At 47.4% G+C, this 25,307-nt stretch carries 28 protein-coding genes; all 28 read right to left on the bottom strand.

Annotation, left to right across the window (positions count from 1 at the left end; translation table 11 throughout):
* Positions 1–690, bottom strand: a 690-nt coding sequence (locus C1T21_RS00785; RefSeq protein ID WP_103046823.1) for a hypothetical protein, incomplete at its 3' end; no start/stop codon positions are given.
* A 64-nt stretch (positions 691–754) separates the two neighbouring features.
* A complete protein-coding gene (locus C1T21_RS00780; protein WP_103046822.1) occupies positions 755–1,090 on the bottom strand; it encodes a YolD-like family protein in 336 nt (111 codons plus the stop codon).
* A gap of 540 nt (positions 1,091–1,630) precedes the next feature.
* The gene (locus C1T21_RS00775) at positions 1,631–2,251 is read right to left on the bottom strand and encodes a glycoside hydrolase family protein (RefSeq protein WP_103046821.1); all 621 of its coding nucleotides are present in this window, start codon (positions 2,249–2,251) and stop codon (positions 1,631–1,633) included.
* A 2-nt stretch (positions 2,252–2,253) separates the two neighbouring features.
* Positions 2,254–2,517: a phage holin family protein gene (locus C1T21_RS00770; RefSeq protein ID WP_103046820.1), complete on the bottom strand. Its 264-nt coding sequence runs from the start codon at positions 2,515–2,517 to the stop codon at positions 2,254–2,256.
* A gap of 2 nt (positions 2,518–2,519) precedes the next feature.
* Positions 2,520–2,822: a hemolysin XhlA family protein gene (locus C1T21_RS00765; RefSeq protein WP_258012323.1), complete on the bottom strand. Its 303-nt coding sequence runs from the start codon at positions 2,820–2,822 to the stop codon at positions 2,520–2,522.
* Between the two features lie 79 nt (positions 2,823–2,901).
* The gene (locus C1T21_RS00760) at positions 2,902–7,449 is read right to left on the bottom strand and encodes an LPD38 domain-containing protein (RefSeq protein WP_103046819.1); all 4,548 of its coding nucleotides are present in this window, start codon (positions 7,447–7,449) and stop codon (positions 2,902–2,904) included.
* A 1-nt stretch (position 7,450) separates the two neighbouring features.
* A complete protein-coding gene (locus C1T21_RS00755; RefSeq protein ID WP_103046818.1) occupies positions 7,451–7,879 on the bottom strand; it encodes a lytic transglycosylase domain-containing protein in 429 nt (142 codons plus the stop codon).
* Positions 7,876–9,372: a hypothetical protein gene (locus C1T21_RS00750; RefSeq protein ID WP_103046817.1), complete on the bottom strand. Its 1,497-nt coding sequence runs from the start codon at positions 9,370–9,372 to the stop codon at positions 7,876–7,878. The genes C1T21_RS00755 and C1T21_RS00750 overlap by 4 nt, the downstream gene beginning before the upstream one ends.
* Before the next feature lie 61 nt (positions 9,373–9,433).
* On the bottom strand, positions 9,434–10,078 hold the full coding sequence (locus tag C1T21_RS27175; protein WP_180984526.1) for a stalk domain-containing protein: 645 nt from the start codon (positions 10,076–10,078) through the stop codon (positions 9,434–9,436).
* Positions 10,079–10,142: 64 nt separating this feature from the next.
* Complete coding sequence (locus C1T21_RS00740; RefSeq protein WP_103046816.1) at positions 10,143–10,880, bottom strand: hypothetical protein; 738 nt, start codon at positions 10,878–10,880, stop codon at positions 10,143–10,145.
* Positions 10,873–12,261 (bottom strand): hypothetical protein, encoded by a 1,389-nt coding sequence (locus C1T21_RS00735; RefSeq protein ID WP_103046815.1) that lies wholly within the window; start codon positions 12,259–12,261, stop codon positions 10,873–10,875. The genes C1T21_RS00740 and C1T21_RS00735 overlap by 8 nt, the downstream gene beginning before the upstream one ends.
* Before the next feature lie 4 nt (positions 12,262–12,265).
* Entirely contained in the window at positions 12,266–14,125 is a 1,860-nt protein-coding gene (locus tag C1T21_RS27170; RefSeq protein WP_180984525.1) for a glycosyl hydrolase family 28-related protein, read from the bottom strand.
* Positions 14,122–14,709 carry a phage adaptor protein gene (locus C1T21_RS00725; RefSeq protein ID WP_103046814.1) on the bottom strand — a complete coding sequence of 196 codons (588 nt, stop codon included), beginning with the start codon at positions 14,707–14,709 and terminating at the stop codon, positions 14,122–14,124. The genes C1T21_RS27170 and C1T21_RS00725 overlap by 4 nt, the downstream gene beginning before the upstream one ends.
* Before the next feature lie 17 nt (positions 14,710–14,726).
* Positions 14,727–15,095 carry a hypothetical protein gene (locus C1T21_RS00720; RefSeq protein WP_103046813.1) on the bottom strand — a complete coding sequence of 123 codons (369 nt, stop codon included), beginning with the start codon at positions 15,093–15,095 and terminating at the stop codon, positions 14,727–14,729.
* A gap of 56 nt (positions 15,096–15,151) precedes the next feature.
* Positions 15,152–16,114, bottom strand: coding sequence for a N4-gp56 family major capsid protein (locus tag C1T21_RS00715; protein ID WP_103046812.1), 963 nt, complete (start codon positions 16,112–16,114; stop codon positions 15,152–15,154).
* A gap of 19 nt (positions 16,115–16,133) precedes the next feature.
* Positions 16,134–16,913, bottom strand: a complete 780-nt coding sequence (locus tag C1T21_RS00710) for a hypothetical protein (RefSeq protein ID WP_103046811.1) — start codon at positions 16,911–16,913, stop codon at positions 16,134–16,136.
* Between the two features lie 101 nt (positions 16,914–17,014).
* On the bottom strand, positions 17,015–17,659 hold the full coding sequence (locus C1T21_RS27530; RefSeq protein ID WP_219727862.1) for a head fiber protein: 645 nt from the start codon (positions 17,657–17,659) through the stop codon (positions 17,015–17,017).
* A 13-nt stretch (positions 17,660–17,672) separates the two neighbouring features.
* Entirely contained in the window at positions 17,673–19,445 is a 1,773-nt protein-coding gene (locus C1T21_RS00700; protein WP_103046810.1) for a portal protein, read from the bottom strand.
* The gene (locus C1T21_RS00695; RefSeq protein ID WP_103046809.1) at positions 19,432–19,683 is read right to left on the bottom strand and encodes a hypothetical protein; all 252 of its coding nucleotides are present in this window, start codon (positions 19,681–19,683) and stop codon (positions 19,432–19,434) included. Before C1T21_RS00695 ends, C1T21_RS00700 begins: the two co-directional genes overlap by 14 nt.
* Positions 19,677–21,485 carry a hypothetical protein gene (locus tag C1T21_RS00690; RefSeq protein WP_103046808.1) on the bottom strand — a complete coding sequence of 603 codons (1,809 nt, stop codon included), beginning with the start codon at positions 21,483–21,485 and terminating at the stop codon, positions 19,677–19,679. Before C1T21_RS00690 ends, C1T21_RS00695 begins: the two co-directional genes overlap by 7 nt.
* A gap of 165 nt (positions 21,486–21,650) precedes the next feature.
* A complete protein-coding gene (locus tag C1T21_RS00685; RefSeq protein WP_103046807.1) occupies positions 21,651–22,355 on the bottom strand; it encodes a terminase small subunit in 705 nt (234 codons plus the stop codon).
* Positions 22,356–22,452: 97 nt separating this feature from the next.
* Positions 22,453–22,701 carry a hypothetical protein gene (locus tag C1T21_RS00680; RefSeq protein WP_103046806.1) on the bottom strand — a complete coding sequence of 83 codons (249 nt, stop codon included), beginning with the start codon at positions 22,699–22,701 and terminating at the stop codon, positions 22,453–22,455.
* A 490-nt stretch (positions 22,702–23,191) separates the two neighbouring features.
* On the bottom strand, positions 23,192–23,713 hold the full coding sequence (locus C1T21_RS00675; protein WP_103046805.1) for a sigma factor-like helix-turn-helix DNA-binding protein: 522 nt from the start codon (positions 23,711–23,713) through the stop codon (positions 23,192–23,194).
* Positions 23,714–23,724: 11 nt separating this feature from the next.
* Positions 23,725–23,937, bottom strand: a complete 213-nt coding sequence (locus C1T21_RS00670) for a hypothetical protein (RefSeq protein WP_103046804.1) — start codon at positions 23,935–23,937, stop codon at positions 23,725–23,727.
* Positions 23,927–24,061, bottom strand: a complete 135-nt coding sequence (locus C1T21_RS27635) for a hypothetical protein (RefSeq protein WP_258012322.1) — start codon at positions 24,059–24,061, stop codon at positions 23,927–23,929. The genes C1T21_RS00670 and C1T21_RS27635 overlap by 11 nt, the downstream gene beginning before the upstream one ends.
* Positions 24,058–24,312 carry a hypothetical protein gene (locus C1T21_RS00665; RefSeq protein ID WP_103046803.1) on the bottom strand — a complete coding sequence of 85 codons (255 nt, stop codon included), beginning with the start codon at positions 24,310–24,312 and terminating at the stop codon, positions 24,058–24,060. Before C1T21_RS00665 ends, C1T21_RS27635 begins: the two co-directional genes overlap by 4 nt.
* 148 nt (positions 24,313–24,460) lie before the next feature.
* Entirely contained in the window at positions 24,461–24,862 is a 402-nt protein-coding gene (locus C1T21_RS00660; RefSeq protein ID WP_180984524.1) for a hypothetical protein, read from the bottom strand.
* A 66-nt stretch (positions 24,863–24,928) separates the two neighbouring features.
* Positions 24,929–25,307, bottom strand: a 379-nt coding sequence (locus C1T21_RS27165) for a hypothetical protein (RefSeq protein WP_180984523.1), incomplete at its 5' end; no start/stop codon positions are given.

Raw genomic sequence — 25,307 nt, 5'->3', positions numbered from 1 at the left:
ATGCGCTTCGAGAGCTTTTCTAGCATCTTCCTCATCACTCCTTTTGGAGAAGATATAAGAAAGTCCAAAAGTGAATATAGACACCAGCAATATTGCAAGCGGATTTAGATAGTACAAAAGTATTACTCCTGAACTTATCGTCACCGCCGAAAACAAAGTGCTTGTTAGGACCATTTTGTTTTCTTTCGTTTTATAGTCTTCTCGCCATATGAAATCATGCGGCGGAGCTGATATAAAAGAAAACCCTGTTCCATATAATTTAAAAAGCGCTGCGATGAGATAAGTAATAAGTATGGATGTCCCTTGTAACAGGAATACTTGAAGTGTAGCATTCTCCCTTAGAACGTTTAATTGCATTATGTCAAAAAACTTATATACATAAAAAATAGCCATTTGCATAGTGGCATAGGCACTAATGGCAACTCCCAATATAAATGCAGACCAGTGCAATTTTATTTTTAATCCTATACGAAGAAATATTGAAAATAGTGCGTACTGCAAAGGCAAATCCAATTTAGGTATATTCAAAACAATTCGCATAAAGAAGGATAGAAGAGATATGAAGACCGCAAATAAAATTATCCTATACTTATAGTCTTTTATGGGGAGCATGTACAATGCTAAAGGAAACACAAGAATAGCCAGCGCATCAAACACCCCAATAATTATATAAAACAAATTGGTTAACACCTTACACCACCCTATATTTAATTTACCTTAATTATATAGTGGTGTATTGCGTAAGCAAGAGATTTTACAAATTTACGGATATAATATCCTCTAATTTAATCCAACTAAAATCATCTTCCCCACGAGATAGCTTTACTTCGCGTCTAGCCGTGTTGATTACTGTTATCACACCAGTCATGACCTCGTCATCGAACGGGCTAAAAACCACTAGTGTTACAGGTTGACGTGTGTTGTAGGACTCTATAAGCGCTTGCTCGATCAACTGGACTTCCTGATCGTCAATTTCCGGCTTGCCTCTCCGCTGACGGTCTTTCATGAGTTTTAGGTATGCTTCCTTATGTTCCGGTATGATGATGCGGCTGCTTTCCCATAATCCATTACCTTCGAGTCTTTTTGACATGTATGTAGCCTCCTGTTGTGTTATGTAGAAATTATATTACGAACATACGTTCCGTACAAGAAATTATTATTGGCAGCCAGACAAAAAAATAAACCTTGGAATGTTCCAAGGCTTGGTATCTCCAAGATAATATTTGACTATAGTCAACAAAGGCAATCCCATTGCCTGTATAGTTTCCGTGTGGTAACATAATAATATAAATAAGGGGAGTCGCTAGCTCCCCCTGAACAACGATGTGCCTCACGGCGCGCATTATATTACTGTGATTACAGCAAAACCCACCGTAGGCCACGAACCTTTAGCGGTGGGTTTTGCGCTTGTTACGTCTTTTACGTATCCATCGGTAAACTTTCCGTGAACTAAACCATAGGCTTAGAATCGTTGAAATTACTTTCAGGATCATGTAAAACGCACCAAGTGCAGTCATGGCGACAATCACCTCCTTTACAGAAGGCTGCGCCGTGACCCCACCCGTTGTCCAATCCAAATTATACCACAATTTTACGCCCAGCCGACAATTAAGTTAGCTGGGCTTTTGATTTACTTACTTACTGTAGCCGTATTAGTTTTGCCGTTCCAATCCACCTGAGCGCCCCACGCCTCACCTACAGCCCTCAGAGGCACATACGTTGTTCCGTTGATCATCTTAACGTCAGCGATAGTCTTGCCGTTTACAATTACGTTAACCTTGTCCATTGTCTCATCCTCCTTAGTATCTGCGACAGGCTTGTTGAACAAGCCCCATTCTGCATTCCTACGCCGTGTCAGGCCTGTCAGCACCTTACCCCCAGCCTTGTCATATTTAGTGATACTAGCGGCAATCTGCGCAACTGTGCGGCCTTTGCAGAGCGTCTTGAGGTTACCCGCGCCGCAGTTGTAGCAAAAACTTGTAAGTGCGTCGAACTGGCTTTGCGTGAGCTGGTCGGTTACCGGGACATAGGCCGGGTTGTTTACATACGCTTCGTATTTGGCAAGGTCAGCGACCAACATTGCGTCAGCTTGGGCCTGTGTTATGGTCATACCTGCCTTAACATCCGGTCCGTAATGGCCCCAACCTATGGTCCAATACGTTTCAGTGGGCACGGGCTTGTACGCCATCAAGCGACATCCCTCAAACGATTTAATTAAGTCGATTCCAGACTTTGATAATTTGCGCGCCATAACTACTCAGCTCCCTTCTTCATTTGCTTAACCAACTGATTCCCGTACACGGCGAACGCTCCAGCCAGCACGCCCTGAATGACTGCCTGCGGCCCCCAGCCTAGAATCCAGACCGTTAGAATCACAGCAACACCAGTGACGATATACACAATGCTCCAGTCCGGTACGCGTGGCGTTTGCTTGATTCCAATGCCGATAACCCAGCAAACAGCCACAACGATCAATAATTTCGGATCAATCAAACTCCATACCGTATTCCAATCCATAATTAAACGCCTCCCATTTTAAGTACGGCGACAATTGCGCCGATCACTACAGCAATAGCTGACCCACTGATTGTGCGCCATAACCACTTTTGACCATCCTCAATTTTGTCCAGCCTATGGTGCGCCGACTTGGAAGATTGCATTGCTTCCCGCGCCAAATCTCGCGTAGCTTCCAAAGTGGCCGCCATAGCTGGTACGCTCTCCAAAGTCTTCTCCATCCGGGCAAGCTGAATTTGTATGCCCATTAGGGCCTTCGTCGTCTCTTCCACAACAGCGTTCACCTCGCTAAGTTCTGTATCTCCCACGTTCTTCCCCCGTTTCTATATATCTCTCTACAACAAAAAGAGCGCGTCATATAACGCGCCCAGGTATCACCTCCCCCACTCAGTAAGGGACTTTGCCACGGGCCAGCTCATTGCCGCCCTCAGCCAGATCGTTAATTTGTTGTTGCAGCGCCCGTAATCTAGCGCGTTTCTCCTTATTGCTTATAGATTCATCGTCTTGGACAGCCCTAACATCCTTACGAATCGCGCCCATATCCTTGCTGATCTTATTCATCTTCTTACGCAAAGAATCATCATACCAGGAAGGAGGCTGCCGCAAATCAGCATCATAATTAGCCTGGTCAAGCTTCTCCTTGTACTTGTAGAATTCTGTACTGATGTCGTTATTGAAAACCGGATCAGCAGTGACCTGCTGCGATAAGGCACTACCCACATCTCCACCAGGGGAGAAAAGCGGTTGCCCAAACTGCCCAATGAATCCTGTATATTGCCGGGCCAGATAATCCAACTGCTTAGGGCTCGTGCCCGTATGTTCCCCTATCCATGTCGCTATCTTTGTTGTTTTAGCATCGGTCTGTAGCTCAGGCGATAGGTTTTGCAAATAGCCTGGAACAATAGGTGAGCCGGTAAAGGTTTTGTTTGCAGCTAGGTCTGAGACAGGGCCGAGAATTGTTTCACCGCCTACCCCCTGAAGTCGATCAATTATACCGCCCTCTTTTAACGCCCCTTGTACTCCGGGCGGAGTAAACGTGGTACGGATACGATCGGCAAAATCCCTAAAGGCTGCCGGATCATCGTCCTGAAATTTACGAAGCAGCCGTTCCGGCAGATCTGAAAAGAGAGTACCAAGCTCCTGAGGTTTAGCAATCTTGATAAAAGTACCGTCCCCTTTAGGAATCAGAATGAACGAATCCTTTATCCGGTTACTCAGCTTCTTGTAATTCGGATCATCATGGTTCCACATATAAGTTAAAACGCTTGGGATCGTAAGAGCTAAAACAGCTTTCATAGTTGCTTTTGCAGGGTTGTCTTTGTAGACCCGAACGAATTGATCCAACCCCTGAAGGGCTGCGTTCATGTAGGGAAAGGCCTTGTCCAAATCACGCACCAGCTTGCCACGCCGTTTAAAGTTAACTGTTACGTCCTGGGCTGCAAAAAGCGCTTTTTGTAGATCCTCTGACGCTCCGCCTTTAGCTACGCGCTTAAATTCTGCCAAGCGAGGCGCAGACTCAACCGCGTTTAGCATGTTCTCGTAAGCGTAGTACAAGCGCGGAAGTAAATCTTTTTTCATATCCTTAGGTAACACCGCTGTTTTGCTCTGTTTTAGCAAATTACGATCAGCAGCGATAGGAGAACTATGGCCACCTCCAACCCGTTTGTACTGTTTGTATAGCTCGCCATTACGAAGTATCTGAATGGATGCATCAGCCAAGTCTACGATGAACCGAACCGGATTGTTGGTCGTTTTAGATGCTACATAAGCCTGTGGAATATCCCGAAACAAGTTACGGGTCAGGGAAAACACAGGGTTTGCCCCGGTTGTTAAAGTCTTCATCTTGTTGGTCAGCCAGCCGATTGCATCCATAACTGCATTGGCGCCCTGCGGACCAAGCGACGTAACCGCATCAAGGGTCTGAGCATCATGGACTTTTACACGTACTGGGTCACCGTTCATAAGCACTCGAACGGTATCATCTGTATCCAACCGATCACGGCGCAGCCTTGCAAAATCCTCATCCAAACTCTGCATAAATTTATCTAGTCCATTTTCCTCTAAAATCTCACGGGCCAATTGTTCCTTTGCTTTATCCCGAGACACAACAACCGTGGCTATATCCTTAAATGCTTCAGCATCTTGGTTCAGATTCTTAACAAACTGCTGCATGACCTGGTTACGCTTGGCCGTCTTCACATAGGCATCGACGTTTTCAATCGTGGCTTCGATTGGCGAAATGATTTTCTTTTGTGAACCGCCCTTGCTGTAGCCTTTGACCGGATTGGACTGATTGCCGTATCCTTGCTTGGCCTTGCCCCCTGCACCGTTGCGTTTCTCCAGTGATGTAAAATAACGCTTGTTTGGTACGTAGTACGGATTCGATCGGAACCAAGCCTCTGCCATTTCCTTGCTGATAACACCCGTATCTACCAGCCAATTATTGACCAAGTTTTGATTGAATTTATACAGCTTATCTGCCGTTTCTGTAAACTCTGGAAACAGTCGTTCATATTCGTCTACAATCTTTTGGCCCTTCTCTGGTGTCCATTCCAGCTTATCAGAGAATACTTTTTCGCCACGATCCCACCGAGTTATGGCATGCTTATTTATAAGGTAGTCTTCAAAGTCTACATAGATGGTTTTGCTGGTTCGTGAGCCTAGTTCTCCACGCGTGCCGCTTTCTACCTTAGGCGCATTTTTCCCACCTGGCAAAGTGGACAGAACATCTTGTAACGAATCACCGACCACCTCACCAGCACTATTCACCATCTTGTCAGTGACGATCTGACGGGCAATCACATCTGATCCGCGAGAGGCTAAAGCGAGTTTATGAGTTGATTCCGACGCATCCAGTTTTCTTCCGAGGACTTTCTCCACCATCCTGTCAAAAAGATTGTATGGATGTGCATCATCAACCAAAGCGGTGTATAGCCGATCCGACGAACCTTTCAGGCTCCGCGGGTCACGCATCTGACGGGAGACCAATTGTGAACGGGTGGAAGTTGATAACGAGTCATACGGCTTTGTACGGTTGAACGCAGAGATACCCAAGCCTCCGCTATGATCTTCATACTGCTTTGGCAAGACATAATTTTCGTCCGGATGAATGGGTGAATTCTCAGGTGCGACCGACTCCTGTCTTGCCTGTGCTGCTTCCTGTCTGGCTTGTCTTGCGCGCATGAATTCAGGCACCGCTGGATCGTTTATATTAAACGTCTCCTGCCTATTAATAGACTTATCATTCACACGGGGCCCTGATCCTGAGCCCTCCTCTTTTAAACGGCTCGATACAAGCGGCTGATCCGTAACGCGTAAAGCTGGGTCAAGCTCTTGCACACCAGTGCGCAAATTATCCCGAGCTGCTGTATAGGCTGCCACCTGTTCGTCATACCCGCTTGTTTCTCTCCATGACGGCACACGGCCCGATTCATCCATAAAGCCGTTATCAACACGTTCCTGTGCCAGTTTATATAAATCCTTGTTACTCGGCGCTTTCCCATTAGCCCGGTGGAACTCTTGATACCAAAGTGGGTTTTGAGACGTGCGTCCAGTACGGCCAAAAACCTCACCTTCAGGAGTGCGTTGCAGTTGCCCCTGAGTTACACCGCCTCGACTGTCACGAGACTGCTTGAGGTATTTATACTCGTCAATGACACGCTGACCATATTGGCTTTCAAGTTCTTGCAGACGCGAATTAATCTGTTGAATCTCTCCACGTCCTTCAGCAGCGTTCGCAGTAGCACGACGAGTCTGTGGCGACCCCTCGGGCAAATCGAACGTAAACGGATTAGCAATAGCTTCTTCTCCAGCCTGCTGGACAGATCGGGACGTGGCCGCATTAATACGAGTTTCCTTTCTACCCACTGGCAGACTGAGGATTTCGGACACTTCACTGTCAGGGATACCGTTTTTCTTAAACAACGCACGCCAGCCAGCTCCGACACCTCTGGCCACTACTTCACCACCGGCTCCGAACGCTGCGCCAAGGGCGGCATTATGAAGCACTTCCTCACCTGTAGACTGATCCATATTAAGGCCATAGGCTGTATTACCAATGGCCCCTGTCGCTGCACCGGTAGCAATGCCTCGAGTAACACGATCAGCAGCGGCAGACGAAACGCCTGGTAATTTAGATGCCTGTCGGCTAATCGCATTTACAGCAGCATTGCCCCCGCGAGTAGCAAGAGCACCCTCAGCCGCAGCCAGTGGACCAGTCAGCAGGTTCTGACCCTTAACGCCTGGGGCTGCTGGGTTAAATGCCATACCAGCTATGCCACCCACCAGCCCCAATTTGTCTGCCACCTTGTCAGCCGTAGCATTACCTGTAGTTGGCATGGTAGAGGCTTTGCCGAGTGACATTTCAGCCCCTGTTGTGATGGTACGACCGACGAAGCGACTTACCGGATTACCTTCTGTAAGCCAGTTAGCCCCTCTGGAAACAGGAGCTAATGTGTACTTATATAAAGGATTTTCTTCGGCGGTCTTATCAATTTCTGCTGCATTTTGTTCATACTGCGAGAGGGGCTTAATCGTCTTGCCTGTTGCCGCTCTATACGTGCCTATTGCATCTCGATTGCCTTGGGTAGCCTGGGCAAAGGTGCTATTTTCGATGAAGCCAGGACCTACAATCAATGCCGGCGGCAACTTGAGACGGTTCTTTTCGTGGTTAGCGGCTTTCCGCTGCATCTCCTTGCCGGCATAGTCCAAGCCTTTAGCCACAAAGTCCTGAACAGCCGGACCCGTTAAGGTATTTTTTACGTTATCCAACAAAGTAGGAGGGGCAATGTCCGCAGTACGATTTCTCACAGCCGCATATTTGCTCTCGCTCCCTACACCTACAGGATTTGGGTTGCTTGCTCTCGCCAAGACTCTGGCCCGTGCCTCTTCGCCCTGTTGTCTGCGGTTACGGACTGCATCGTATTTAGAAGCCATGTTATCCCCTCCAGTTCTTCATTACTTTATTTACATACTTTTGCGTCTCTTTTGGCGCATGGGCTTGTATAGCTGACCAGCTATTACCGTATTTTTTAATTGCCTTGTTCACGTTGCCCGGACCCCAATTGTAAGCAGCCAGCGCCAGTTGATAATCGCCACCATACCGAGCAATTTGTCCTTTTAGGTACTTCGCCCCGCCATCAATGTTTTGGGCAGGATCATACGGATTGCTTACCCCGAGTCCAGCCGCAGTACCAGGCATAAGCTGCATTAAGCCAGCAGCCCCCACGCCGCTCCTTGCTCTTGGGTTGTAGCTACTCTCCGCTTTTATTACCGCATCAACCAACCCAGCAGGAACACCATGTTTATTCGCTGAGTTGGTAATTAACCCCCGATAGGCTTGCGGCGCACCTAACGAGGTATTCATTTTCCCTGATACAGTTTGTTGAAATCGCTAATCTCTTTCTTCGTCAACCCAAGAGCCGCAAAAATCTGATCGGTTTGAGCGTCAGACAGTCCGGCATCAATCACATTTTGGAACATCTGTTGTCGTTTAGCAGGGTCTGACGTTATCCGTGTTCCTTCTTTAACACTCTTGCCATCAGCGTTTTTCGTGAAGGTAGGCACCGAATATTGATCTTGCATACTGGACAAGACCTGATTAGTTGTAAGCCCACCTGCTGCACCGCTTGGGTTAGCCTGCTTGTAATCCAAGTCAGCCCATTGCCGCGCATTGTCATCCTGTTGAAGCGCCAGAGAAGCCTGCCGGAAAGCTTGGTTATTCTGCTCCTGAAGTCGCTGCAAAGCGTAGGTCATGCCGAATTGACTAACGTCCCTATCAAATACCTGTCTCCACTGCTGATCGGTAATTGCATCCCGGGCTGTTTGATAAGCAAAATTTTGATCATACTGACGGACGCCCTCATTGTACTGCGCCGTTTGAAGCCCTTGGTTGAACTGTTGGCCTTGAGCAGCCAGATCCTGCGCCTGACCTTGTAAGGTGCGAATACCCGGATTAACAGCACGAGCAGCGGAAGAATTAACGTTCGCGCCGTAAGCACTAGGGTTAACTCCCAAGGACAATAACTGAGCCCGCGCCCCGTCAGCCTGTGCGCTTAACTGTGCACGTTGCTGAGCGGTAACCCCCGGCGCTTCCGCTTGCTGCTTAAGCGACAGAATGTTATTGACAATATCCTGTGCACCCTCTGGCATGTAATTGCCTGTTAACCCAGCTTCTGTGACCTTATTCCCAAAGCCCCGCTGATCCTCGCCCTGGTACATCTGTGCCGTGGTTCCAAGGTTCTGGAATTGCTGTTGCTGCTGTGCCTGTTCGTTCTGATAGCGCTGATATGCTTGGCTGACAAGCGAAGGAACAACTTCCGTTTCCACCCGCCCCATTTCATTTGCGGCAATCTCGTCGGCTCGATCTGTGGTAATCGTACTGTTCAGGATGCCGCGGCGGTTCATCTCGGCCATGTTCTGATTCGTGCCTGCCTTGATGTTGGCTTGCGCCCGTTGCAAAGCTGCCTGATATTCTGGATCGCTCTTCACGTCATAGGAAAACGGTGTAGCCTGTTTGGTAGCAAGTTGACGCATCTGCCCCATAAGGTCGTTCCCTTGCTGGGTGTTGGCGCTGATCGTATTGACTGGCTTAAATGGCTGTGCCGTTATCGATGGCTTGGTGACAGCAGGAAATTGATATCCCAAGTTGGACGTAAGGTACTTACGCTGGGCTGTAGTGTCTTGGCCTACGGATTCCCGCTGCTGAAGCACCGAAAGCGCACGCTGCGTCTCGTTCTGCTTGTAGGCAGAGTTATTAGCAATATTGGATTGAGTCTGTACGAGCTTTTTCTTGAGTGCGGCATTTGCGGTACCGTAATTGGCACCGCCGTTACCGATCTGATTTCGGACAGTTACCATATACCCACACTCCTTTCTGGACAAAATAAAAGGACCCTCGTATGAGAGTCCTTAGTGATTATTATTTATTTGAAGCTGCGAGCTGTGCTTCTAGCTTCGCAATATCATCATCGTACTTGGCGATTTTTTCTTTATACTCAGTAATTTTTTTGTTGTTTTCTTCTATCGTATTTTGTGCGCTGACCAAAGATTTCTTCCTGTTTTCCTGAGTAATCGGGTCGTTACTGGCTGGAAGATTTGATAATTCATCAATCCTATTTTTGTATTTGACTTGGCTATTCTCTGTGCTGCGCAATAATCCTTCCCAAAAGGTTTTATCGCCCTTTGTTGAAGTTATCATTGCTTCTATATTTTGAGTGTAAATCTGTTTGTTTTCTGAATCCAATTGAGAATTCTGTTTCGGTTCTTTCAGTTCTTTCGTTTCAACAAAAGACTCTGCACTTGCTTGGGTATCTATTTGAATTGTTTTTCCATCCACTTTTACACCAGCCCCCAAAGAGTCAGACACAGCACGTAATGGTACGTGCGCCTTGCCATCAACAACAATTGCATTTTCTGCTAAGGCGCTGCCATTGACTTTAACGGTATATTCGCCAGCTACTGTCTGCCCAATCATAGACTTAATTTGATCTGCAAAGGCACTACCGGCCGTGGCGACAACTACACCGAACACCATACCGATGAGTAAATAAGACCACTTTTTCATTTTTTAGATCCCCCGAATAGTAGATTTGCCCTAATTCTACCATTTTGGGGGAGCAAGTCAATGATTATTCAGGAGCGCTTGCAGGAATAAACACAGTAGCGACAGTTCTTGTTTTGCTGTACAGTTTCAAATGTCGTGTACTGTTATCGAAATTGGCGTTTGTTATCATATCGTTTTCCATTTTTCCTCTAATCTCAGCAATAGTCATTTCGAGGTCTTCTACATTTTTGATTTCCAAACCACTTATTCCTAACGCCTTTTCAAAGCTTATCGGACCCTCTAGATAGGTCACATCATCCACACTTTTAATATGGATACTTCCCATGTTCCCCACGTGAAACCCTTCAGCATCCCCATATATAGAGCCGCGCGGTGAGCCTTCATCCATAAATAACAGCGCTCCACCATCGTCCGCCTGTCCCAAGGAAAGAGATTCCCCACCTTTCGGACCATAACCCTTTAATCCTTCAGGGGTAATCGTCACCATAGGATACTGATCCTCAGAAGTGGCAATATACGCGCCGTAGATTTCTCCGGCCGTCATCTTACCCAGGTCGGCCGTAATGGCAGACAGCTTCTGGACATTCATCTTCGCTGCGGTGACGGTGCCCGTGACAAGAATATCCCCATCGATCTCGTTGACGTTCCGAGTGTCCAAGTTGTTGAGAATGTACATCAGTTCTTCCGTGGTCTGCACCGATGCGTTATGAAGCATCTTCACTAGACTCCGCAACTGATCCACACTCGACTGACTTATATCCCCCAAGCTGGGGTTTACAGAAGGTAATTCAACATTAGCCATTTCGTTTCGTCACCTCTCTAATGATTCTGTGTATCTTGGCCCGGCCAATACCGGACAGCTTAAGGCGGTACCAAGTCTCTGGAGTACGAACGATAACCGGTATACGGATACTCTGAATATCACCGCTGCCGTTACTGCTCGTATACACCTGATTCCACGTACCGCCTTCTGTACCTCCAGCATAGGCGACATTAAGTGTTGAGCCTGGTTCTATGTCCGCCACCACAAACAGACGGTTAATAGTCTTTCTGACCGTCTCGTCGTCCTCTGAAAACGGTTTGGTTTCGATAGACCAGTTAATAGCTGATCCGGCGAAGTCGCTGCCACCCACTTTATAAATTTGTCCGTCAACAGTCCCAAAATATAAGGTGTTACCATCCAAATAAAATGATGTGGCTACAAACCCCATTTTCCACCATCTACTGCCCTGTATGTCGTATTTAAAAGTCACGGTGGGGAACTGGTCTGTCCCGGTAACCAACGATAGATAAACAAAACGCCCATCCGTGCCTGCACAACAACGGTAGGCGTAGTTCATGTTTATTTGCTCAATGTATGGTCTTATAGGGTCAGATATTTTTGTTGGTGCGGCACCGCCCATGTAGTCGTAAAAACCGTCATCGGCTAACCAGTATAGCGAATCACGAGTTGGAACAATCGTTCGATCCGCAATGCACCCAACACCATAGGGCTGTGTCATATTGAAATTGGTAGAGTCCTCCCCAAACAACTTGTGCATTGAGTAACGTTTGAAGAGTATTACATGATTACTAAAAGCCGTTAGGCCTGTTGGCTTTTCCCCGTCAGGCGTCTCAACAGTAATCTTTCCTGTGCCCACATATTTATCTGTGCTACTCCAATCATTCGCATCACGTAAGCCGCTAAACAACAACAAGTTATCTGCTTGGTTGGCAAGATAAAAACGGTTGGAATGTGTAGTCAAAAACGAACTATTACTTGGAGCGCCAGACACTGTGGTAAGAGACCCGTCATATTGTTTTAATGGAGACATGCCGTCAATGAAATAAAGCTTGCTGCCATCGAAGAACATAGCCACATCCCATACACGGCCATTATCGTTGTTTGTGTACTCGAACACAGGCGACCAGGTTGTTCCTGACTGTCTATAAAGCCCCTGCCCGTTCCCACAGTAAAAGTTATTTTTATATTTGAAGATACGGTTGATGCACCCAAAGAAGCTACTGTATAGTGAGTACCCATCAACAACTTGTAGTGTTGGATAAAGGGATGAGTCAACGTTTAACGCCGATGTACACTCGCTATCCCTAATTTCAATCGGTTCTTTGAATTGGTTCATTCCGTCCGCTAATGTAACAACTGCTGTCTTTGCTTTCTGCGGGGAAGATGTCCAATACTCCATATGATCACTCCCCCAGGTGAATCAGGTGAAATCCGTAAAATCTCAAATCACCGGAACCTGAATTTGCCAATGCCTTAGCTTCAGCAACCGTTAAAGTAGATCCGTTTTCGTAAAAGTAAAGTTGGTTATCTCTCGGATCAATTCCGCCTGTTCTGGCTGGGATTGTAGACGATACGTAAGACACCAAACTAATTGGTGTATAAAGACTTCCATAATTGGTTGACTGCCAGTTTACTGTGCCTGTAACGATCCCCGGATCTGGAAAGCCTGTGGCATTCACTCCGTATTCGTCTCTAAATTTAAGACGGAATTGCTTAGAGTCCTGAGCGGCTGGAATCTGATTAGCATAAACAGCCCCTAAAACATGTATAAAAGGACCAAACACATGCCGCTGCATGCTACCTATCTCTACATCAGTAGTGCCATCAGTCCAATAGACTATAAACTTTCGGCCTTTCTTACTCAGTCCAGATGACTGATAACCCGGTATAAATTCGTAGTATGCCCCATCTTTACGACCAATTACTGTATTGTAATACTGAACAAGTGAATCAGAGGACACCAGTTCCTGCCTATTTGCCACTTGCTTTGTAGCATCATGTCGTATTAAACTGTCCGCGAAAACCACATTACTTTTCTTAATGCAAATGGTGTATTCACGTTCGCCTGCTGGCAATCCAGCGGTTATCCCTAACCCCGAATAATTAGCGGGAATTTGAGCAGCTAAACCAGCGTTACCAGATGCCAAAGCCGTATCAACCGTCACGGAATCAGAGTTATCACAGCGGAACTTATTACCTGTACATACCTCTTGCGCGCAGTTCGTAAGCTTAATCGCTTGTGCATCTTTGGTCCAATACGTCACTTCTTTGATCGCATCGGCTGCGCATGCATCCAGATGATGGTATGTCCCCTCGATGAAGTATCCAACTCTTGTATCTGTCACATAGCAGCTAGTAAGAGTATTAGAGGTGGCTCGTAGTATAAAACCACAATCGACCCCTCTCCAAACGTGGACAGACGAGAAATGATTTTTGTAATAGTCGAAACCATCAATCCCGCGGTATACATAGTGCATGTTGATGTTAGAAAACTTACAAGCTACGCCACGGAAGAGGTAAATACCTGTAGGTCTGGATTCTTCGGGAATAGCCGTGTCAGCCAATAACCCAATATTTTCAATACTACAACCTACCGACTCATAGTCATATTCCTTTGTACAGAGTATTAATACGGCATTCACATTACTCAGATCATGCAACCCATCTCTGCCATAACTAGTCAAACCCTCTTTGCCTGATGAGGTGACTTTTTTAATAACGGCGCCTTTAGGCGATAACGTTAAAGGTGTTCCACCGCTAACTGCCATGATGCCATCTGGACCCACTAACCGTTGACCTCGCTTAATGACAATGGGTTTCGACGTCACATATACTCCAGCCGGGAAACTTATCTCCCAACTATCCCTGTTGTCTATGGCGGCTTGGATTGCTACGGTATCGTCCGTTACTCCATCACCAACAGCTCCAAAATCCTTCACATTAACTGTACTGCCAGACGTGTAAAATCCAATTTGCAGTATCTTTCGGTTATATCCGCCTACGAACTTGGCATTGTCACCAAAGTAATAGATATTGTCGTCATTGTTAATGAGCCGGACATAGTAATCGCCGTGCGGGAAATAGATAGCGCGCCTGCCCTCGCTGTTCGCTTTGTCCACCAGTGCCTGTAAAGCGTTGGTCACGTCTGTACCATCCGGGAAAACGCCATACGCTGTAGCGATGTAAAAGGCATCCCCAAACTGCCGTTTAACCAACTCCGCATTACGATACTGTTCGGCAATCATTAAGCTAGCCTGATTCATAATAGATAGCCTCCCATCACATTTTCAATACGTGGGTAATCAGGAGACTCGTGAACAATCCGTTTAAAATCCTCCAGCAAACCATTAAACTTGGAGGTATAGTTATTGACCATATCAGCATCGTTGAAGCCCTCGCATATCTGCGCCAGAGCACCGTACACAAGCAACATATGGTAATCATCGTCCAAGTCCGGTGCTACTTTCAGAGCCGATTCTAGCATTGGCTTAGGCTCTTTATAGTAGCTGATGATCATTGCCCCAGGTGCATCCTCTTCTGGCGTAGGATAGATGCCCAGCTCGTCGCTTTCAGTGACATAATAAAAAGGACAGTCAGCCTGTCCCTTTACACCGTAGTAGACGTATTCCTTGTCACCCACCACAACGTCAATGATGTTGCTGAGCTTCGCAGGCATAGGGTAAGCGAACACGCCACCCAGAATATCATAGGCAACCATCGTATTGACCCTTACGTATCGGCGGAATAATTCGCCCTGGAGCGTATTCAGCTTTCGAATGACACTGGCATTAGGCAGACCGTGCGGGTACTTCTCCGCAATTTCGTCCAAAATCTCCTGTAGTAACAAGGTACCACCCCGCCTAATTAGTTAATCTTCAATTCTTTTTTCACAGATTCACGAATCCGTTTGTTGACCTCTTGTGTCTTGGTATAGCTTTCACGCCAGATGTCGCGGATCACTTCCGGTACCTCAACCTCAACCCCACGAGGGATGGTATAGACAATACCGTTCCACACTACTGGCACAACATCGTCTGGGTTGTTTGGGTCCTCGGGAATGGTCATGGTGACTTTCTTCATTTTTGCCAACTGTTTTTTATAATCCTTTTCCTCGCGGGCAATCTGACTTTCCAACTTCTTTTCCAGATCCGCTGCTTTCTTCTGATTTTCGGCTGCTGCCTTTTTGTCCTCTTCCTCTGTAGCTCCAACACTTACATTTGTTTCATCCGACATATAATTGCCCTCCTATAAATTAAAAGAGGAGCCGTAGCCCCTCCAGAATGTTTTTATTAGACTGTCGCACCTGATTCCATACGGACTAAGCAGAGTTCATTAATACGTAGCGTGGCAAATACGGATTTCCAAGCCACTGTATTGAACTGGTTCATTGGGTCAGCAGAACCAGCGGAACCGGCACCGTGAACGATGATCTCCGGTTTAGAGCTGCCTTCAATGTCTGGCACGCCATAAGCGCCGCGACCAATAAACAAGGTAGCGAAAACGTCAGCCCCAGACGCACCAGCAGCCGCGTACTTCATACCATTATCCACCTCAATAAAGTACACGCCGTACATTTTACCGATGATACCGTCTACGAAATCGCTCTTTGCATTCTCCACGTTTGCCTTTTCCCATTGCGGCATTTGCATGAGATCCATTGCTACGTCGGTATGCACAAAGGCAATGTATCCACGTCCACGACCAGGAATGTTAATAGGCTTAACTTTATTCCGTTTCAGAGTCCGACGGGCACGCAGGATGTCGATTGCTTTTACAGTATCTGCCGCGGTAATAGTGGCACGCGTTGCCTTACCATTCACGTATTGAACATTCGTGCCTGCGTAAATGACATCGCGAACAACAGTATCAGACGATTCCCCAGCATGTTCCCCCATCAATTCGGACGTTTCTGTAAGCACAGGGTCAAGGCCGACCAGATCAAGGAAATCTGAAATTTTCGTCCACGCACCATAGGTTTGCACCGTAGCGGTAACGGCTGTGATATCCAAGTTTACGGCATCCGGTGTGACGCCCTCTGTAACGGCCGTGGTGGAAACGGCCAAACTGTTCAGTCTACGCCATTGAGCTGTAGCCCCCGAACGTTTAGGAATGTTCTTCTTTTCGCCGTATTTCATGTACACGAGTTCCGGCAGCAAACGATCCAGCATGGCCGTTTGATAAAACGTTGCGGTCTCTGCGCTAAGTTGATTAGTACCTGTTGTATTGTTATAGGACTGTACTTGTGTTGCCATTCTAAATCATCCTCTCAATTTAAAGTGAGGTCCGCCTTCCGGCTTTGACCTCTGCTATCATTTTTCGTTGATCCTCTTTAGACAGGGATGCAAATCCTGTCTTGTGTTCAGCCCCTTCAGCTCCAAGCGCACCTGGCGTACTGTTGGCATTCTCCTGTAATTTGCGAATGGTGTCCGCTTCCGTCTGCTTGCTGATGTTGGCTAGCTTGTCTTCAAAGGTAACAAGCTTGTAGGCATCCTCCAGACGGTAGCCCGTTTCAATGGCCTTCTGGATCACCTTGTCCTGATACTGTCCAAAGTCAGGATACTGCTTGGTCAGATCCGCAATCTCCCGCTCCACACGAAGCAACTCTTTTTCCTCACGAACGGACTGCATTTCCTGTTCGTACTGAGTCAGCTTTTCCCGTAACGGGGCTAAGTGTTCCAGCACTACCTGTTCGTCCACGCCGAGGCGCTGAGCTTCGGCAGCAATCTCCTGCTCATGCTCATACTGATCAAGAGCGGACATGTATTGATCAACATCCTGAAAGCCGTACAGCTTAGCTACACGCTCCAGATTCTTTTGTGTTGCTCCATATTGGCTCTCAAATTTCTCTTGAAGCTTGGCCTCTCTACGGGCAATCTCTGCCGTGATGATCGGGCCATAATCTTTATTGTCCTCTCCACCCTGAGCGGCGACCTCAGATGATGCTGCGCCCGGTTCGGTGGCTGTAGTTTCCGTTTGCTGTTGTCCTTCTTGCTGTTCCCCGGCGACAGGAACCTCTACGCCCGTTTGACCTTGCAGTTGTTCTTCATCCATGTTGTGCCTCCTGCTGTGCGACGACCACAGCCATTACGTCCGAATTTTGAAAATAGAATAGGCTCCCGCAGTCTCAGCGGAAGCCCGAAATTGAAATCATATTAAGGTGCGATATGTCCCGCTGCCCGAAGATTGGTAAGCAGGGTATTGAAGTTGGCAACCAAACCAGCTACGTCTGTAGCAGCACTATTGGCCTGTGCAGCAGCTTGTTTGACGATACCCGCAGTGGCTGTTGTAGCTGCTACAGTACCGAGGGTTGCACGAGCTGCGGCGGCATCGGTTGCACCCATAAGGGCTTTACCTACTGTTGTCGCGTCACTCACTTCCGCAATCTTAGGCAACCAGTTACCAGCTTTTGCATCCGTTGCCCCTGTCCCGACTTTAGGCGGAAACGTTGAAGGCTTACCCGTGATGCCACTCCAAGGAACAGAATCAGCGGCGCCCGTCTTTGGAATAATAGTGGCCACCACGTCAATCTGATTCGTGTATGCCGAATCCTGGTTAACGGTCTGACCAGTGAATTCCGTAAAATTAACTTCTTTTGTAGCAGTTTCATTTACCTCTACCGTGAATGTCTCTGAACCGGCTGTAATTTTGATTGGTTCAGCTCCACTATTGCGAATCTGAATTTTGTCCTGTGTCTCCGGGTACGTCCATGTGATTGGGTCTTTGCTGACCGTGTCAGTGAACGTTGTAATTGTCGATCCGTCTGACTGTCCTGCGGGAGTTGCTGTTACGTTTGGCATATAATCATCTCCTTTATTTAGTTGCAGTCTGCCTCATAGCTGCCTGCTGTAATTGGGTTTGTGCTTTGACTTGCTCCAGCTCCATACGGTTTGCATGGTCTTGCTGTTTAAGGGCCAACTGTTGCTGAAGCTGTGCCTCCTGGGCGGCTGCCGGATCTTCCTGCGGCTGCTGTGCCTGCATCTGCTGCATAGCGGCTTCTTGTGCAGCCTGTTGTTCTTGGCGCTCTTGGATACGTTTGAGCAAACGATCCTTAAACGGAATAACATTCTTAGGCGCAAACTCCAGGTAATCATCCAACGTGATCTGTTGAGCATCAAACAACTTATCAAGGGAAGACATCATAAGTTCCTCGCTATAAGTGGATGCTGGACCAACGTCTATTTTGAGGTTGAGCTCAATGTTGGCGTAGTCCGTACCTTTAAACTCCTGGCTGTACTCCTCCCCGTCGTCATTCTCCAAATTGACACGCCGGGTGGTGTTATAACGAACCTTCCAAAACTGTTCCCACACCCGCCCGATATCCTCTATTGCACGGTAGAACCGTTTTTTAATAGACTCAATCGGCACGCCAGCAGCTTTTTGTAGCAGCATAATGGCCGTGGCGTTGAGGTTGCCGCTGGACATATCACCTGTACTGGCATCCTGGGCACTTGAAAGCATTTTGGTGTAATCCATGAAGGATTCAACAAGACCATTAGCCAAAGGAGACACTGGCCCCGGTGTCAGGTAGTCAATGGACCGTTGTCCTGGCGGAGACTGATCCGGTATGGCCTGTGACGGGTCATTGTTCAAGCTCTTAGCATCAATGAAGTTAGGGTTATAGACCATCTTAGGCCAGCCCGTAAGCTGCACAGACAGGAGCTGCATAGCCATGAGGAAGTTGATAGCCTTCTGATTAGGAATAATACCTTCTGCATCACCTACCCCGTGAATAGCCTTCTTCCGGCGTTCCCATTGCATGACGACAATAGGGTACAGTACAAAACCTGTATCCGTCTTGGGCTTGACTGGTTGACCACTTGCCTCTTTGGTAAAGTACACCTTGCCTCCTTCCTTCCAATACTTTGTCAGGAGGGTGACCTTTTCTGATCCATCCAGCTCCCGCTTTGCAGGGTCATATGCTTCTACTTGAGTTTCCTTGTCTGCGTTAATCATCAGCAACTTATCATCAGACAACTTATTTGCCTTGGCCTCTTTCCTCACCGCATCCAACGGCTCTCGGCTGCTGATAATGATGTAGGGTTGCCGCTGTACCCGCCTTTGTTGTGGGTTACCGAAAAACACATTGATTGGGTCCAGCACTTCGCCCGCCATATCACCCTTATACGGACGAGTCAGACCACCTTTGCGGTTATCGTCCCAATAATAGTGCCAGATGCTTGTGCCAAGGCTAGAGCCGCTTTCCAATGCCTCTTCATTCAGCTCATCCTGCTTGACGTTCTCCCATGTGGTGGCGCTGAATCTTGTGAACAGGTCGCCAGCTTCCTGAGCTTGTTTCGCGTCCGCTTCCTCATTCTCCGGCATGCCGTTAACATTCTCTTGGGCGCTGAAGAGCATATTGACGTTCTCATTCATAACGGATGAAACCTTGTGATTCTGGATATATCGAACAATGTTGAACACCGGACGCGGCATCGTCTTGGTCTTGGCTGTAGGCTTTGGCCACTGGTCACCGGCTTTGAACCGCTCGTATTCAGGCCAAGCATCCGTAAAGCCCATTTGCTGCATGTAGTTTAGCCCGGCTTTGTACTGCTTCTGTATCGTAGTTTCCTCAGCTATCTGCATTGCCACGCGGCGTCACCCCATTCATCCATTCATCTAGCACACTCTGACCAAATACATCAGCCACAGCCTTATGAGCCGCAGTGATTGGGTCAGTCGCCTGAACCTCTGTATCAGGTGGGCGGCTGTATGTGTACTGACCTACCATGTCACGCAGCGTCTTGTTAACCACCTTTACCGTCTCTTCTTCCAGATTCGGTAAGGCAAGTAGATTACCGATTACCATCATCTCGTTTACCATGTTAGGAACCCTCCTTCATCGTCATCATCACTGGACTGGAACGGGAACGGCAAAGGCTTAGCCTCTACCGGATCGTCCCGAACAATAAAGCTTTGTTGACTGCGGATCTCATTGGCGATCATGTCCGATATAAGGACATCATCATGTTTTCCGTTCTCAGCGTCTGGCCGTCCGTTCTCGTCATAAACGAATGTCAGGCACTCCTGAAGGAAAGTAATATCCACGAACAAATCAATATTGTCCTCGATGAGACTGATCTCTTTATCGATAATAAGAGGCCGCGTATTGCCGTCCGTCTTCCATCCCTGCTTAGCCTGGACTTGTTTGGTCATGCTGTCATACCGCTGACGCATGTACTGCTTGGGATACTTGAGCCTTGCCAATTCCTCGATTGGAGCCGTGTTGAAGTTAATCTCAATGCCAATAAGAGCATCGTTGAAGTAACGGCCCATACAGTACATCTGCCAGGTGAACGGCTTACTGTTGCTCAACTCCATATGAAGCGTAGCACAGCGCTTTCCGGTCACATTGTTTATGACCGTCCCGGCGTACTTGTCCTTGCCCTCGCCCTTGGTATCGCCACCGATCACATACGGATATCGGGGCTGTACATCCTGATACAGTGTGATAAACCCGTCCTTGGCATCCACCCACTCTATGGAATCATCAAGAATCTTGTCCTGAGTATCAGGATCATTCCACTTGAAACGAAAATAGCCCCGTCTAGGGGGCTGCTGGGCGTACACACGCTTAAGATATTCGATTCGCATTACAATGATCTCTTGATTGAACACACAAAGCCCGGATGCAAGGAATGCCTCGTGTGGGCTGCACGGATATTCCTGCTTGATCATGTCCTTATTGATGTATCCGTCATATTTGACGTAGTACCAATAGACTTGCGACCATTCCAGCTCAATCGTATCCAGCAACCAGCGGCATCGTTCCCATATCCATCCCGCAGCCCCAACAACTTGATCGCGGAACCACTTTTCACGTTCAGGGCTTTCGAACGACATGCGGTATTCGCGAGTCAGCCACCAAGCGAAGAAGCAATTCTCCCAGGTCTCACTGTCCCATAGATCCTTATATTCGTTGTATCCATTAGCTGTAGACTCGTATATCTGTATGGCATCCTTGGTCAAAGCCTCGCCCAACCCAGCCTGTACGCCGCTGATCCCGTCACGCCAGAAAGCAACCTCTGACCCGTGGAAGAAGTTAATCGTACGGGAACGGCCCATGTTCCGGCTGGCCGTTTTGATTTCCCACGAGCTGTGCAGCTTATCGAATAGAAGCTGCTTACGGTTATTGAACTTCTCAGTGGGCTTGATCGCATCCGGCAGGGCGTTGTATGGATACTTGGCCTTGTTTTCAAAAATGGCGCTACTGTTGCCGTCCTCGTCCGCAGCCGTGAAGCCCTCGAAGTTCTTCCGGGTTATGGTGCAGGCCAACTGGTAAGCTGTGATGAAGGAAGTAAAGCCCTGTTGCCTGCCTTTGAGGACAAGAAACTTAAGATGCAGCCGCCTGCCTGCCTTGAATTCTTCTATGGCCTTATTGAGCTTGTCACAAAACATGCACTGCGCGTCATTCATAAAAAACGGGCTTGTGCGCTTATCCTTATCGACAATAACGAACAGCATTTCTATAAGATGCTCGGGATGGTCACGAACCTCAGCCCGTACCTCTGGATGCTCGATGAGGTAAACTGCAACGGACTCGCGATATGCCTTATCTTGTTCGATATCATGGCTTTGTTCCCACAGTTCTCGGCGGCGGTTAATTATATCCCGACAGGTAATCATAGGGGTCCTCCAGACTAGTGGTCAATATATATATTTTGTGTACATGTCTGCATGTTGTGTCTTCACTTCGTAATACATTCTACATATGGTATGTTTTGCATAATAATTCGTTCAAGGTGAATAATTGAAGATTTTTATACAAAAGCCCACTGAATAGTATGCAGACTAATTGAAGAAATCTTCCAGTTTCTGTTTAATCATTAAGCCGCCTTCAAGCTTCAGTTTATCGTTGAACATGCCCAGGTGCCTCGCCACATTTTCAAGCGCTTTGCCCTGATCCTGCATTTTGATTTCGATCCCAGTGTTGGTTGTCTTGAGTCCTGCATAGAGCAGCTTGGCTTTACCTGTTAGGTGTCGGGTATCCTCAATGTGAATGTCTTCCCTACCCTCACCCAAGCAGTTTGGACACTTAGGGTGTGGCCGTTCCAACTCATCAAAGCCGTACCCACCTTCATCCGATGGAATCAAAGGAGCAACAGGCTTGTCCTTCTCTTCACTCTCTCGCTGGGCCTCGTCCTCTGCGCGTCTCACAGCTCGTTCATACTCCGCCTCATCTTTCCACTGGTATTGATGATCCTTACCGAAGCAGTAGCGGCAGCACGTGCGGCGTAGATGGATGATGTCGTTAGGATCAGCGGTAGCGATATCCCACCAGCGCTGTAACACCATATCCGCTGTAATCTCGACCTTAGCAGCTCGCTCATCCATGCTTTTCTGAATGAGTTCAGCAATCTTAGGTTTTTTTAGGTTCTCATGTCCGATAGCTTCAGCCGTTTTAACACTGTATCCGGCCCTAATCGCTGCCTGTGTGGCATTGAGATCAACCAGGTATTCTTGCACAAATGATTTCTGTTTGGCTGTCAGTGCCACACAGACCAGCTCCTTTCATGTCTTAAGACACACAGCGGAATCGAACCGCTATAATCCTGTATGTGTCATATCCCCGGACTAAGCCGGGAAAAAGGTGTTAATTGAGTTTGTCAGCCAACTGCTTGAGCACGTTCGGTACTGCAATGCTTTGACCTTTGGCTTTGTTACCTTTGATGTAGGCTGTACCCTCATTCGGGTAGTACACCACGCCTTCGTCACCGATGATCGGAAAGCCGCTGTCGTCATACTCCAGGTTGGTTTCTACGTATTTACCGTGTTTCTGCGCCTCCCGCTCCAGCGGATGCAGATGAAGAATACCTGTGTTGTCCAAATATGCATAGCTCATGTCGTTTCCTCCTTTGAACGCAAAAAAGCGGCGGTTTCCCGTCGCTCTCTCACTTATATTAGTTGCGCCCTAACCCTCCGTCATGCGCTTGCCACTTCCGCTCCCTTATACTTGCGGTATGGTTCCCAACGTGTTTCACATAGTCCGTATTACGTACGGAACAGTTTGTCGCCCTTACTGATGGGGTGTTATTACCCTCTTTACGGCTGTTTTAAATTTGGTGTAATTAGTTTCGATGTGGACAAGGGACTTTCACCCTTGTATCTGTATTTCGCCATGTAAAAGGTCATTTAGAGTGTTCCTGCCCGAGCGAGGGAATGGAACGGTCTAGCCGAATACATAACCATCCTGCCTCGCATAATGCATGACTTCCAGCGTCTATATTCCGCCACCACATCATTGGATAATCCTCTTCAAAACTATAAGATAACAATCATTTATAGGTTATCCCTATATATAGGTGGCATTTGCCCCACAAAAAACATGTGTTTTAGGTCAAAAACAGATTATTATTACGATTTTCCTTTATTTTTTCTTTCGCCCGTTGCAATAATGTTGATACATTACCCCTAGATAATCCCATAACGTCCGAAATATAGGAATGTGGCAAGCAATGTCCATACGACAGTAGGAAGCAATCGCGCTCTAGGTCAGTCAGCACCCGTAATGCTTCCTCTATCTGAAAGTGTTCCCCGTCTGACAAGTTGCTCGAGCTCCCAGCCTTGGAGTTGCTTACATAAGCCTGCATGCGTAAAGGGTCAACGAGCTTTTCCCGTTGGTATGCTGCCAAGCGTTCGACACCACGTTTATTTCCTGGGCGCCGACCTGTCACCAGCCATTCTTCCACGAACTCACAATCACTCACCATACCGGATATAACCTTCTTATCGTCCGCGTCAGCCTTCTTATACAGCCTTGCAGCTATGTTCCTTGCCTTGCGGTAGCTTAATGCTGTAGCCCCTCCCAAGTCTGTTACAACGGGGGTTTGTTCCGTATCCTCGTCCGGTATCATATTAGCACCTCCTAGATGAAATCAAATATGTTTGTCTGCCCTTCCTGCGGTGCGTCTTCTGCATCCTGAATGAGTCCTTCCTCTATCATCCATTGTGGAGCTTCGTATAAGTGCTCCATCCATATTTGGTCGCCTGCCTTGGTGCGAGCAGGGTTCTTCACCTCAGCCTTTTGCGTCCACACCCAATATGTTTTAGCTGTCACTTTATCGTTGTTACCCGACATTAACAATCCTTCCTTCGCTCAATGTGCTCGGTTCTATCTGCTCTATAAGGAAATACCGATCTATACTTACTACACCTATAAACAACAGTACAGCAGCTAATATAGAGGTATAAGCGCGTATCATGTGGCACCCTCCTTGACCGCCGCATTCGCAAACACTTTAGATAACTCGATATTAATACACGCTTTGCCCTCTGCATTCGGTGCATTAAAATAATCAGTCCACAGCTGGAAGGCTTTCATGAGTGACCCGTTTAGTCTGGCTATCTCTGCATCCTTTTGTTGTATAAGGGATTCAGCCTCGCATTTAACTTCTCTTAATTCCTTTACTTCCTGTACCAGATCGGTTAACCATACATAAGTATTGTCTCGCATCCGTTTAGTATACCTATTAGCTTCCATACGGTTTAACGACCACGTCTTGGTCGGAGTTTTCGTTTAATTGCATTTTCATTTAGGTTTGGTTTATCTGTCATCTATATATCCTCCCTTAGTGGGTGCAGGACCTACACCCTGTATTGGTTTAATCCTGACTGGATAATGTTAAATAGGCAGCTTCTGCCCTTTGGCGTGGGCTGGCGTTAAGCAAAAATGCTATATTAATTTCATCCCACACAGAATATTTAACTCGTTTAAATTCGTAACATGCCTCATACAAGTTATTTACATAGGCTACTCGATCCAACTCTATTACTGCTGCCTGTACCTCCAGAGAGGCGGCAGGGTCATTGCAGTAGTCTGGAGCTTCGCACCACGCTTCATCTTCGGTTCCTTTTCCAATATGCTGGCGTTCCTCTAACGGTTCATTCAGTACCCAGTAGGCTTTATTTCTCCACCACTCCGGGTTCAAGTTAACAACCCTGTACCCCATCAACTCAGCTATAACTCGGTTAAGATGCTGGTCAGTCATATCCTTTACCGACATATCTATCATCCTTCCAACGCTCCGTCAGAATGCAGGAGCGTATTGTATTGGTGGTTACTCCCTACCTTACATTTCATATGGTTTCAGTACTTCTTCAGCCTTTTTGCCCCGGTCTCTTGTGATTACGCAACTTTTAGGATGGCCGTCTTCGTAGAATTCATCTGCTACGTATTTTTCAGGTTTCCAGTAAAATATTAGCGCCTCTTGAAGCTTAGCTATTGTCCGGTCCCTCTCTGCCAACTGTTTACCTCTCTCAGCAGCCGTTTGGAAGTTAGCTAGGCTTTCCTCGTTTAACCCTGCTACCTGCTGCTGGAGCGAATCTATTAAAGCAAGCAAATCCATATACTCAGCGTTCGGGTCTGTCGTAATCGCTGTAAAGTCCGGCTCCAAGCGGTGACTCAGAATCCCTTCCTCCGAACAAATCAACTCCGACCCATTCAACAAT

The organism is Paenibacillus sp. F4 (genome assembly GCF_002894905.1).
GTDB classification, from domain to species: Bacteria; Bacillota; Bacilli; order Paenibacillales; family Paenibacillaceae; genus Paenibacillus; species Paenibacillus polymyxa_B.
Note: the sequence above shows the minus strand (reverse complement) of the source record. Positions and strands in the feature narration are given on the sequence as shown.